The sequence below is a fragment of the Candidatus Paceibacterota bacterium genome (assembly GCA_035546035.1).
Lineage (GTDB): Bacteria > Patescibacteriota > Minisyncoccia > Phycocordibacterales > UBA6065 > UBA6065.
Genome location: DASZXC010000008.1, coordinates 271,504 through 283,563 on the forward strand (window position 1 = coordinate 271,504; position 12,060 = coordinate 283,563).

Below are 12,060 nucleotides of genomic sequence, written 5' to 3' on the forward strand. Positions count from 1 at the left end.
TAGGTAGGTCCGACTATTAGATTAAACATATTATGTACCTATACTATCCTACGTTCGGCTTCTTCAACGTCCTTAATACCGTCTTCTGGATCATATTCGTTATATTCATCATCAAGCTCATTAAACGAGGCAGTAGGCCGTGGAATAACGTCTGGAGCGATCGTTCTATGGATATCCTCCGCGAACGGTACGCTAAGGGCGAGATCAGCAAGGAAGAATTCGAGGCGCGAAAGAAAGACCTTCAGGGCTAGCGGTTCTCGACGCTCTTTCGGAGCGATTGTATTTCGAGCGATAGGCTGACCCCGACGGCCGCGACGGCTGCCAGGAGCACGCCCGCATAGAACACGAGCCAGTTGAAATCAGATTCGACGTCAAAGCTCGCCGAAGCCTTGGCATCCGTCACCTGGGCATTCGAGACCCGCACCTCGATCGCGTGCCTCCCGGCCTTGGCTTTCTCCGGAACGATGACGAAGTCAACGAACGACGCCTGGGTCTCGATCGCTTTGACGAACTCCGCATCGGCGATAGGCTTTCCGTCTTCGAGCACGCGGTACGATATCTGGAAATCGCGGCGCATGTCGTTTTCCGGGAACAGCGCCTCTATCTGGAAGTAAAGGCGCTCTCCGGCATGGACCGACGCATATTTTTCAGGGACATAGACGGTGACCGACGCCGCGCGCGCCTTATCTGCGCCCAACGCCGCGCCGAAGACGGCGAATATCGCCGCGAGAAGAGCCGCCCTGATGATTGTCTTAGTCGTTTTCATGCTTGATTCGGAAGACCATACTACCAATTACGGCTATAAGCGTTAGAGATGTTGCAAGGGCGAATCCATAGAGGATCATGAGCCGCGTCTCCCAGTGGAAGAGGTCGCGCTCGTCCGACGCGCTCGCGAGCACCCAGTAATTGTCGGCTTCAGGCCCCTGGCGAACGCCGGGAAGGACGATGTGGCGGTACGAGAATACCCGTCCTTCTTCGGTGAAATTGCCCGCCGCCTCGTCTGAAAAGAGCCCTTTTACGACTGCTTCGGGGTAGAGCTCGGGAAGATACGACGACAGTTCCTTTCCGTTCTTCGATGCCAGGAATTTGCCGTCATGGTCGGCGAGGAATACCACTTCGTTTACGCGTTCGGCTCCGCGGATTTCGTCCAGGACGTATTTGAGGTCGAGCGTGAGCGCCAGGTATCCGTGCACGATGCCGTCGTATTCGACGGGAGCCATGATGTGGATGAAGGGCGTCCTGGTGCCGTCGGGGAACGTGTAGTCGAGGAGTCCCGATATCTGTATGTCGGTGCTGCTCGATGACCGCAGGTCGTCGAGGAGGTTCCTGAATTGCGGCTCTTCGTCTATGAACGATGCGATAGAGTCGCTGGCCTCTGAATAGTCGTCGGCGACGAATCGGAAAGACTGGCCTTTGATAGGTTCGTAATAGACGTGGCAGTATTCGCGGTGAGAGGCGACGAAGGCTTTGAGGCGCTTTTCGAACGTAGCCTTGCTCACGGGCGATGCCGACGCATGGGCGGCGATGAGATCGGACATCCAGGCTACTTCGTCCCGCGCGTCTATGGCGAACCGTTCGAGCGACCGGGACAGGGAATCGAGCCTGTCTCCGGCGGTGTCGAGCGTCGCCGCGCGGGTCAGGCTGGCCGCCTGTTCGTACGCCAGGTACGCATGCAATGAAATAGAGCATGCGAGGACTATGAGGAGCGACAAAGCGATCCTTTTCGACGCATGGCTGTTAAAGATCCTTTTACCAGTTTTCATACTTTTTCTTTTGATTTCTCCTCTTTACGGCCGCTAGTCCGTAATAGCGGTGGATGAACCAGGTAATAGCCGATATGATGGCCGCGATAAGCAGATACCAGGGCAGTCTGCATCCGAACCACGCGAGAATGGCGACATGATCGACGAGCCATTCGAACGGCCACCAGAGGCCGCACATCATTCCCGTGCCGACGACGTTGAATCGCGCGTTCAGGGTCTCTCGCGAGCTCGTGCCGTACGTCACGTCGAGCGTGAGCCAGTACGATCCCGGTTCGAGGCCGAGCTCCGTCATGCGCTTGTTATAGACGATCTGGGTTTCGACGGACGTCGTTGCGGTCTCGGTGCGGCGGGTCGCGCCCGACTCGTCCTTGATGGAGAAGAGCATCGTCGCCGGAGTGCGGTCCGTGCCGAAATTGGTGAACGTGACGCGCGAGACGAGGTCGTCGCCGACGTCTATATGGTCGGGATCGATCGCGAGCGTGATGTCGAAGAGGAAGCGGGGAATAGATGCCGCCGTCGGTTCGCCGATCCCGCGCTTTGCCAGCACCGTCGCGGCCGCGAGCGCTTCAGGCGGAGCCGCCGTCGGAAGGATGATCGTCGTAGGCGCTGCGAGCACGCCTGATGACAGGCCCGGATTCGACGGATTATTCTGGGGAGCGTTTTGCAGGTTAGGGACGTCGCTTTTCGTGCCTGTTCCGCCGCCTCCGCCAGTCGGCGTTGTCGGTGGCGTCGCCGGAGGCGTAGCGGCAGGTTGCCAGTATGTTTTGACCTTGAAATCAGATGAGCCGCACGACGAAGTGTTGTCGCAGTTAAGGCTGATCTGCCCGGTAACGCTCGAATTTGCGTATCCGTGAAAGAATCCCTGCGAGTCTATCGTCGCGTTGGAAAAGTCTATGTAGCCGGAGCTCTCGCCCCAGGCATATCCCGACAGGTCCCCGTGAGCGTCGTTCGCGACATATGTCGACCCTGTCGGCGCGAGGCTTATCCAGCCCAGATTCTCGCTCCAGACATATCCGGTGAGCTTGGAATCCGTCACTTGGGCATTGCCCTCGTTCGTCCCGAAATTGAGCCAGCCCGCTTTTTCGCTCCATGCGTACGGATATGACGGATCTATTCCTCCGCCCGCGGCAAATGCGAATGCAGGGAAGAGAAGGGCTAGGAAGAGCGCGATGCGGAGAGTTTTCATGTTATTGGACCACGATGTAATTCCATTTATACGTTGCGGCGCCGCTGATGGTCACGCCAAGGCCGGTCACCGTAAAGCCTGTCGTGTTCGAGTTCACGTACAGGTTCAGGGCCGTAAGGCCGAGAGGGAGCTGTGCGGCGGCCGAGCTCGCCGGCGTAAGGACGACGAACGGCGCCGTGCCATAGGGCGTAGCGAATGTCAGCGTGACGAGCGCCCCCAATCCCAGGACGCCTCCTGAACCCAGCGTGAACGTGATCTCGCCCGCTGTGTCCGTGCCGCGCACCACGACGGAACCTCCGGAGCCAAGGGTGAGGGCCGCGCCTGCTGACGCGCTCGGCGTTCCGCCCTGGCCTTTGAGGTGGACGACCGATGCCGTGCCGCCGACGGAGAGCAGATCGTTCGGCGTGGACGATCCTACGCCGACCTTGCCCGCGCTCGAGATAGTCATGGTCGAAGTGCCCGAGACGGTACTGCCATTCATGGCGTAATATGCCATCTGTCCGGCGAGGCCCGGAGAGACGACCGTCGATGACGCTAGGCCAAGCGACGACGTCGCGACCCATGCTGGCGATCCGCCGACGAGGGAGAGTATCGAACCGTTCGTCGTCGCGGAAAGTCTTGAAAGAGTCCCTGCGCCCGATGCATAGAGGATGTCGCCGACCGAATACGTCGTCTGTCCCGTGCCGCCGTGGCCCGCGTCTACGGCCGTACCGTTCCATATTCCCGCCGTTATGGTGCCCAGGGTCGTTATGGACGTCTGGCCGACATATGTCGGCGCGATATCCACTGACGGATTGCCCGATACGCCGTCGCCGTTCGTCAAGGTGATGCGGTTCGATGTGCCCTGGATCGTGCGCGCGGCATATGTGCCTGCGCCCGTGCGGACCAGCATTCCCGCCGTTCCTACGGCGCCGAGATTATCGAGGGCCGCGCCGTTGGCGACGCCGTATCCGGCGAGCGATGTCGGCGTTCCGGTAATTGATGACCACGTCGTCGAAGCATTAACGGTGAAAAGGGTCGAAGTCGCCACGGATACCCATGCCGATCCGTTCCAGGACAATATGTTTCCCGACGTTCCGCCCGCGGCATGGGCGATCGTTGACGAGCCGCTAATGTACGACGCTACCTGGCTGTTGCTATAGAATTTATTATTCCCTTCGGTGATATCATCGGTGGTGATGCCGGTGAAATTGGCGTTCAGCGTGTTCCCCGACCATGACAAGTGCGTGCCGGCCGTTATGCGCGCCGATGGGGATTGATAGAACGACGCCCATTCGGTCGTCGAAGCGACCAAAGGTATGGTGCGGCCCGATGCGACCGATATGGTGTCGCCCGTGCGTGCGAGAGGGAATGAAAACAAGAGTGGCGATTCATACGTTCCTCCCGCGGCGAAAAGCGACGACGTCGCGACTGAAACCCATGCTGTGCCGTTCCAGGATAGGAGATTGCCCGAAGTCCCTCCCGCCGCGTGAGCTATTGTCGAAGAGCTGTTTATATATGTAGCGACTTGGCCGTTGCTGAAATATTTATTGGTGCCCTCGGGTATATCATCCGTCGTAATGCCTATGAAGCTTGCATTCAACGTGTTGCCGCTCCAAGACAGATGAGTTCCGGCGGTGATTCGTGATGACGGATTCTGAAGGAAGACATTCCATTCAGACGTTGAAGCCTGAAGCGGAATCGTATATCCCGCCGCAAGCGCGACAGAATTAGCTGAACGCGAAAGAGGAAACGAGAACGACAGAGGCAGTTCATAGTCAGTGCCCGATTGTGCCGCAGAGACGTTTCCCGATCCGTCGGCTTTGATGATCCCCGATACGGCGCCCAGATCCGCGCCGCCGCTATTCGATATATTAAGCGACGACGTCGCGACCCATGCAGGCGATCCGCTCACTATGGAAAGGATTTGGCCATTCGAGCCTCCTGACGACAATCCGGTACCGCCGTGCGCGATGCCCAGAACCCCTGTCATGTGGCTTATGTCCAGAGCGCTTTCATCGACGGAGAACGTCGTCCCTGCGAGGTTCAATCCCGAACCCGCAGAATAAGCGATGCCTCCGCCCGTGACGCCGAGGGATGAAGTGGCGATCCATGTCGGCGCGCCCGCGACGACAGACAGCACTTGGCCGTTCGATCCGACAGATGAAAGTCCGGTACCTCCATGCGCCGTCCCGAGGACGCCCGTCATATTGGCGATATTGAGAGCGCTTTCATTTACCGAAAACGTCGTGCCGACGAGGCTCAGACCCGAACCTGCGGAATATACCGTGCCGCTGCTCGATACGCCCAGCGTCGTCGTCGAAACCCAGGTCGGCGCGCCGGATACGATTTTCAGGACCTCGCCTTCGTTTCCGTTTGGGAACGATGCGACTGTCGTCGGACCCGATGCATAGAGGAGCGCATTCGACGCGAACGAAGTCTGTCCTGTGCCGCCTTTCGCGACGGGAAGGACTCCGCCTATGAGCGACAGGTCGAGCTGCGATTGATTGACCGAGAATACCGAGCCGACCAGCGTCAGTCCGGTTCCCGCGCTGTAAGTATTGGTCGTCGAGCCGGTCGTCGAAGCGAATGCCGTCGGATCGAGCCACATCGGTACGCCGCCCGATATGGTGAGCACCTGTCCGTCAGTGCCGACATGGAGCGCTGAAAGCGTATTGGCTGACGATGCGTAGATCACGTCGCCCGACGCATATGAATTGAGGCCGGTTCCGCCTTGGCCCGCAGAGAGAGGCGTCGTCAGGCCGGAAAGGGACGTAATATCGCCGTTCGCGGCCTTGGCGGCGTAATTGAATTGGACCGTGCAGTTGGTCGTGCTCGGAAGGCAATTCGGCGTCAGCGTTTCGGCCGGATTGTACGCGCTTCCCGGCGGAGCAGCGAGGGCGGCAAGCTGGCTTCCTCCGAACGAAGCGATTCCAAGCGCGAAAACATAAAGCCCCGCGCGCACGAATGTCCTGATTCTCATGCGATCAATTAATGCTAGGTATTACGAAAGCATTGTGCGTATGACGGCGTAAAGGAAAGATAAAGAAAGGGTCAAGAAAAAGTCAGCCGGCATAAGCTTCCAGAAACTGCATCATGGTCTCGCGGTCGGCGAGGGCTTTGCGCGCGGCGCTTTCAAGGGGCGTCAAAAGGGAGTTCAGATACGAATGCTCTTTGAGCGCCGGATTGGTTTCGAGAGACGATCGCGCTTTGTCCGCATGGAAGAGCACCGCCGCCGCGACGTCGCGTATGGTCTTGTCCCAGAAAACGGAACGGAGGGCAGACATGTCTTCGCTCAGGTCGCATTCGCGCTCGCCGGTCTTCGCTTTCCACTGAGAAAGGCATCGAACGCTCGCTGGGTTGAAGAATCCGCGCTCGAGGTCCTTCTGCCAGTCATGAGCGTCGTCATTCAATTGCCGCGCGACGAGATAATTCTTGAAAAAGGCGAGCAGGCTCGTTATCTCGCGGGAATCAGGGCTGAAACCGCGGCGGATGAGCATGGTGATCGGTCCCAATGCATGCCCGATCGACTTTTCGGCGATGACGTCGAGATTTTTATAGTCGGGAAGGCTTTCGACGTCGATTATCTTTCCGGCGAATCTGGTCTGGTGCCTTTCCCAGGCATTCGCTGATTCGATCTTGTCCATGAGCGCCGTGAATACGCCGCGCTCCGCGGCCGGGATCATATCGGTATATATGTGCACGACCTCGCGGAGCATCATGTTCGCCAGCGGCACGTGCTCGGGTTCGCCTTCGTCGTCCAAAATGTCGTCGTATATGCGGTATGCGATCCAGCCGAACAGATTCGCGGCGCCGAGCGTGACTGCTTCGCCAGCGTCTGATTTTTCCCGTGCGGGCGGGACGCCGATCGATTTTTCGAAATGATAGGGAAGGAGCGTGATCTGCCGGCCCGGATCGCCGAGCGTGAGCATGCGTATGTAGCGGCCGAGCGATTCTATCTGCCGCATGCTCTGCCCGCCGCATCGGTTAGCGACCCTGTTCACGATCGCTTCATGGACCGAATCATCATACGTCCGGTCGTCCTGCGCGCGATCGTTCCGCGCCTTTATGTCTTGCGTGGCAGAATTCAATCGAACGTACATTGCCAGAGCTTCGACGCAGAACGCCGCGGTCAGAGCGGGCGCACCGCTGTACAGGATCGAGCTGCGCGCTTCTTCTATATAGATAGGGTCGGCTTTCCATTCGCGTTCGTCGCAGATCTGTTCAAGCCTTTTTGCCATGATTCCTAATCGCGAATCGTCTGCATGCCGGAAAGTGCCCGAATCGGCATATGTATACCCGGCCAGAGTCGTTAAAGCGCAGGCGGTTTCAAGCGCCGTATTGCAGAGTTCGTCTGTTTGCCGCAGGGCGACGATATCGGCGACGGCTTTTTCGGCGGCATTTTGCGGAATGCTTCGTTCCAAAAATCTGGCCATGAAATACAGCATGACCACGGGCGACGCATAATATTTTGACCGATACGTTCCCGTTTCTATGCGCGACAAACAGAGCGCTTTCAGATTCGGCAAAACGATATGTTGCGTTTTCAGGAACGTTCCGATATTGGCATTCACGACCGGGTCGATATCGTGCCAGCGGCGTCGGTCCGCGTCAGGTACGATACCGGAGACGAGCCACGTCTCGTACGGGCCGCCCGGCTTCTCCTCGGCAGAAATCAGCGCTTCAGTGAATCCTGCCAGCGCCGCGCCGTCTATTTTTTCCGGCATGTATGCGGCCAACGCCTGCAACGCGCACGACGTATCGTCCAGGTCGTCGGGGTACGGCTTGGCCCGCGCCTCGTCGCAGTCGCGGCGCCAATAGTTCCATGTCCATCGGGCGTTGCGCTCTTTTAATATGAATTCGCAGCCTTTGCGTATGATATCCGCCGCGACCGGTTCGTTCTGTACGCCGCGCAAGGCGAGCAATATAAGAGACGTATGAAAGACATTATCAAACCCGCCGTCCTTCTTCTGCGAGGACTCGATATGGCGCAAGGCCTTCTGTATTGATCTTTGAGGATTGCTTTCCATTTCCTCCTGGTGGATGAGCGCGAGGGAAGACGATGGTGAAATTCGAGCCTTCCCGCTCGACGCTTTTGACCGCTATGGTCCCTTTGAAATCTTTGACGACGATGTCCTGCGCATTCGATAGTCCGATGCCCATCCCTCGGTGTCTCTCTTTGGTGGTGAAGAACGGATCGAATATCTTGCCGATGACGGCCGCCGATATGCCGCAGCCATGGTCTCGCACGATGATCTTGATATCGCCCTTGTTTTCGATCAGGCGCACGGCGACGATCCTCTGATCGAACGGCAATGCAGTATTGTTGTACGAATCGATCGCGTTCGATATGAGGTTTCCGATGACGTGCTGGAGCTTTGTCGGATTGCCGAACGTCGAAACGCGCTTGTCCGCCGCCCAGTCTATGCGGACTTTCGTCTGCGCCGCTTTATACGAGAGAAGCGCCAATGCCTCTTCGATCTCGCCGTTCACCGAGAACTCTTCCTCATGGTCGGGCATGGTCAGCTGCTTTCGGACCGTCGTCACGAATCGCTCGAGCTTCCGCGAAGCCTGGACCGCCCGGCCGACGCTTTCCCTGATATCCTGCATATCGGGGTGGAGCGAATCCTTCAGATTGTTGACGTTCGCCGCCACCGCCGAAAGGGGATTCATCAGGTCGTGGAATATTCCCGACGACAGCCTGCCGAATTCGGCGAAATGATAGAGCTGCGCCAATTTTTCCGCCTGCGCCTGGCGCAATTCGCGGGTACGCTCGACGACCGTCGATTCGAGCGACTCGTTCTTCTCTATGAGCGCCCTTTCCGACCTTCGCGCCCGGGCGAGCGAGTTCTCTATGTCCTTGTTCGAAAGCCAGGCGATCAATTCGATAGCGAAGAAGAACAGGCAATATTTGATGACGTCTACGCTCTCGTGCGTCTCCTGCATCCATTTCGTGTCTATCGTGATGGCGCCCGCATCGCCCATGAACCTGCAGACGATGAGAGATATCATGACGATGGCGCTGAAGGCGAGGCTGAATCTAGTGCCGATGAGCGCCCCTGCCATGATGATAAGGAGCGCGTACATGAGGAGCGTGGACGGCAGGTCCGTGCCCCAGCGATAGACGCCGTACGTCGTCGCGGCATAGAAGAACGTGATGGCGAAATACGAGACGAGGTCGAAATAGCCCTTGCGCGAAGCGATATATCCCGCGATGAACAGGGCGGGGAATATGCTGAAAACGAAGAACGGTATGCCCTCGTATCCCGGCCCTGCTTCGATCTGGCTGATGAGGACGAGCGTATCGAGCGCGAGCAAGAGGCATATCGACCCTACGAGTATGACGTTCAGGATCGTCTCCCTGCGGCGGTCGTCTTCGGTCGTCGAGCGCGGCTCGAAGAATATCCGGTATAGAAAACGGATACTTCTTTTAAAGAAACGTTCGGAGCTTTGAGCGTCCTCGTTTTTCCGGAGAGAAGTATCCATTTTCCCTTAGTCCTTAGGCCTCATCGGTCCATGGGTACATGGTAGCCGACGCGAGGGCAGCCTCCCGTGCCTCTACGGCGCTTCGCGAAGAAGCGTCGGTGAGGATCTTTTCGACAACGTTGTTCATATGCATGAGAAATGAGTTGCTAAGGAACAGATGCCTATTCGACGATAGGTTGTTCCTTCGAAATTGTCGGGCCTGCCCGGTCAAGAAAAAGTCAAATTATAGTAAAACTAATCGTCCTTTATCTTGTATCCGCGGCCGGGAATGTTGTAGATCAGCTTTTCCCGCTTCTTTTCGAGCTTTTTGCGCAAGTTGACGATGTGTGTCTCTATGGTCTTCGAGAGGGGGTCGCTCTCCATATCCCAGACGTGCTCCATGATGGTGCCGCGCGATACGACTTTGCCCTTGTTGCGGAGGAGGAGCTCGAGGAGGGCGAATTCTTTCCTGGTGAGATACACGTCTATGCCGTTCTTGGTCACTTCCTGGCTTCCGGCATCGAGGAGCACGCCGCCCGCGGCGAACGTCGTCGGTTCGACTTTGTACGTGCGGCGGAGCAGGGCGCGCATGCGCGATACGAGCTCCTGATGGGAATACGGCTTGGTGATATAGTCGTCGGCGCCGGAATCGAGGGCAAGCGCCTTGTCGTCCACGTGGGCATTGACCGAGAGCATCAGGATAGGGACGTGGCGCCCGACGCGGCGGATCTCCTGGCAGACTTCGAGACCGGTCTTTTTCGGCATCGAATGATCCAGGATGATCAGGTCGTATTCGTTGGTGCGGGCCATGAACGAACCGGCCGCGCCGTCCGCCGCAGTGTCTACGGCAAAACATTCTGCCTGGAGTGTGGCTTTGAGGAGGTCTCTGGTCTCCGCTTGGTCGTCCACGACGAGTATCCTCATGGGATTAGTAGTGTTGCCCAAAGTATATACCACCAGGGGTTTTTGGCTATTTAGCCGTTATCCACGGCCCTCCGCGCCGTGCCGCTCCCGCTTCCTTGCAACCTGTCTAAATACGTGCTATAATACTACCACTAGTGATTTGATTCTCTCGTCATGTACGTGACTTGGCAGATTCGGGTCACGCGGAAAGGCTCTGACGCAATTAACGGAGCCGCATAATATGACACCCATAAAAACTCTCGAAGCGGCAGAGCATGCCGTTTCTCCGTCGGTTAAATTCACCGATCTGTCGTTGAGCGATTCGCTCCTCGGCGCTCTCAATAAGCATGACTTCGTCACCCCGACGCCGATCCAGTCGCGCGTCATCCCTTTGGGCATCGAAGGCAAAGACATCATCGGCATCGCCCAGACCGGAACGGGCAAGACGCTCGGCTTCGGCATTCCTATGATCGAGCGCATCATCGCGGACAAGAACGCTCGCGGATTGGTGCTTTTGCCTACGCGCGAGCTTGCATTGCAGGTGGACGAGACGATCCGCAAGGTCGGCACCGGCCTCGGCATATATACTGCCGTCCTCATCGGCGGCGATTCGATGGGACGCCAGATCCGCGACCTTCGCGCCGGTCCCAATATCGTCATCGCGACGCCAGGACGCTTGATAGACCATCTCGAGCAGAAGACGATCTCGCTCGACCGCGTCTCGATGCTCGTCTTGGATGAAGCGGACCACATGTTCGACATCGGCTTCATGCCGCAGATCAAGGAGATCGTGAAAAAGGTGCCGAAGACGCGCCAGACCATGCTTTTCTCCGCGACCATGCCCGAGCCGATCGCGAAATTAGCTATGGAGCATATGCAGCTGCCGTTGCGTATCGAGGTCGCTCCTGCGGGCACGGCGAATAAGAACGTCGAACAGGAGATCGTCGTCGTCGAGCGTAAGGCCAAGTTCGGCTTGCTCTCCAAGCTCGTCGGCGAACATCAGGGCCAGCCGGTGCTCGTATTCACGCGCACCAAGCACGGCGCGAAGGAGATCGCGCGATCGCTCCGCGATTCCGGCATGACCGCTGCAGAGATTCATTCGAACCGCACGCTCGGCCAGAGGCGCGAGGCGTTGGACGGCTTCAAGAAGCATAAATATCAGGTCCTCGTGGCGACCGACATCGCGGCGCGCGGCATAGACGTCAAAGACGTCGCTCTCGTCGTCAACTACGATCTGCCTGAGCAGTCCGAAGACTATGTCCACCGCATCGGCCGTACCGGCCGCGCGGGCAAGGAAGGCAAGGCGGTTTCGTTCGCGACCCCGGACCAGAAGCGCGACATCATGGATATCGAGCGCCTTATAAAGAAAGAGATCCCTCGCAAGAGCCACGAAGGCGCGGCTATGTCCGAAAGCTCGTTCAGCGGCGGGTCTCGCGGTTACGGATCGCGCGGCGGACGCGGATTCGGTCGCGGAGGTTTCCGCGGCAGCAGGGGCGGTTTCCGCGGAGGTCCACGAAGCTTCGGCGGTCCTCGCGGCGGTCATTCGTCGCATTCTGCGCATGGCCACTCGCATGGTCACGCAGGCCATACGGTAGGCTCTCATGGCGGCGCATCGCGCGGCCCTCGACGCGGTTTCAATTCAAAATATCCTCGACCTCTCAAGACCGATCCTTCGAAGAAGGTAGAGCTCGGCACCGGTTACAGGCGCGTATTCAGGAAGGGCGTCCGATAATCAATCCTCGAAGCGGGCGCGCAAGCGTCCGC

9 protein-coding genes are annotated in these 12,060 nt (G+C 58.0%); 2 read left to right on the plus strand and 7 right to left on the minus strand.

Features of this window, described 5'->3' with window-relative positions:
• Positions 1-32: 32 nt before the first annotated feature.
• Entirely contained in the window at positions 33-251 is a 219-nt protein-coding gene (locus VHE10_02930; GenBank protein HVU06713.1) for an SHOCT domain-containing protein, read from the plus strand.
• Here the strand turns inward: VHE10_02930 and VHE10_02935 are convergent.
• From VHE10_02935 to VHE10_02965, 7 genes are all read right to left on the minus strand, one after another.
• Complete coding sequence (locus VHE10_02935; GenBank protein HVU06714.1) at positions 248-766, minus strand: hypothetical protein; 519 nt, start codon at positions 764-766, stop codon at positions 248-250. The genes VHE10_02930 and VHE10_02935 overlap by 4 nt on opposite strands.
• Positions 753-1,763 carry a cache domain-containing protein gene (locus VHE10_02940; protein HVU06715.1) on the minus strand — a complete coding sequence of 337 codons (1,011 nt, stop codon included), beginning with the start codon at positions 1,761-1,763 and terminating at the stop codon, positions 753-755. Before VHE10_02940 ends, VHE10_02935 begins: the two co-directional genes overlap by 14 nt.
• Positions 1,750-2,949: a hypothetical protein gene (locus VHE10_02945; protein HVU06716.1), complete on the minus strand. Its 1,200-nt coding sequence runs from the start codon at positions 2,947-2,949 to the stop codon at positions 1,750-1,752. The genes VHE10_02940 and VHE10_02945 overlap by 14 nt, the downstream gene beginning before the upstream one ends.
• A gap of 1 nt (position 2,950) precedes the next feature.
• On the minus strand, positions 2,951-5,911 hold the full coding sequence (locus VHE10_02950) for a hypothetical protein (protein ID HVU06717.1): 2,961 nt from the start codon (positions 5,909-5,911) through the stop codon (positions 2,951-2,953).
• Positions 5,912-5,993: 82 nt separating this feature from the next.
• The gene (locus tag VHE10_02955; GenBank protein HVU06718.1) at positions 5,994-7,922 is read right to left on the minus strand and encodes a hypothetical protein; all 1,929 of its coding nucleotides are present in this window, start codon (positions 7,920-7,922) and stop codon (positions 5,994-5,996) included.
• Complete coding sequence (locus VHE10_02960) at positions 7,879-9,414, minus strand: ATP-binding protein (protein HVU06719.1); 1,536 nt, start codon at positions 9,412-9,414, stop codon at positions 7,879-7,881. Before VHE10_02960 ends, VHE10_02955 begins: the two co-directional genes overlap by 44 nt.
• Before the next feature lie 234 nt (positions 9,415-9,648).
• Positions 9,649-10,317 (minus strand): response regulator transcription factor, encoded by a 669-nt coding sequence (locus VHE10_02965; protein HVU06720.1) that lies wholly within the window; start codon positions 10,315-10,317, stop codon positions 9,649-9,651.
• Positions 10,318-10,537: 220 nt separating this feature from the next.
• On the opposite strand from VHE10_02965, the gene VHE10_02970 reads away from it, so the two are divergent.
• Entirely contained in the window at positions 10,538-12,028 is a 1,491-nt protein-coding gene (locus tag VHE10_02970) for a DEAD/DEAH box helicase (GenBank protein ID HVU06721.1), read from the plus strand.
• Positions 12,029-12,060: the final 32 nt, after the last annotated feature.

Bases quoted from the DNA above. Each gene is read 5' to 3' on its own strand.
- VHE10_02930 (HVU06713.1), top strand. From the start codon at position 33: ATGTACCTATACTATCCTACGTTCGGCTTCTTCAACGTCCTTAATACC.
- VHE10_02935 (HVU06714.1), bottom strand. From the start codon at position 766: ATGAAAACGACTAAGACAATCATCAGGGCGGCTCTTCTCGCGGCGATA.
- VHE10_02940 (HVU06715.1), bottom strand. From the start codon at position 1,763: ATGAAAACTGGTAAAAGGATCTTTAACAGCCATGCGTCGAAAAGGATC.
- VHE10_02945 (HVU06716.1), bottom strand. From the start codon at position 2,949: ATGAAAACTCTCCGCATCGCGCTCTTCCTAGCCCTTCTCTTCCCTGCA.
- VHE10_02950 (HVU06717.1), bottom strand. From the start codon at position 5,911: ATGAGAATCAGGACATTCGTGCGCGCGGGGCTTTATGTTTTCGCGCTT.
- VHE10_02960 (HVU06719.1), bottom strand. From the start codon at position 9,414: ATGGATACTTCTCTCCGGAAAAACGAGGACGCTCAAAGCTCCGAACGT.
- VHE10_02965 (HVU06720.1), bottom strand. From the start codon at position 10,317: ATGAGGATACTCGTCGTGGACGACCAAGCGGAGACCAGAGACCTCCTC.
- VHE10_02970 (HVU06721.1), top strand. From the start codon at position 10,538: ATGACACCCATAAAAACTCTCGAAGCGGCAGAGCATGCCGTTTCTCCG.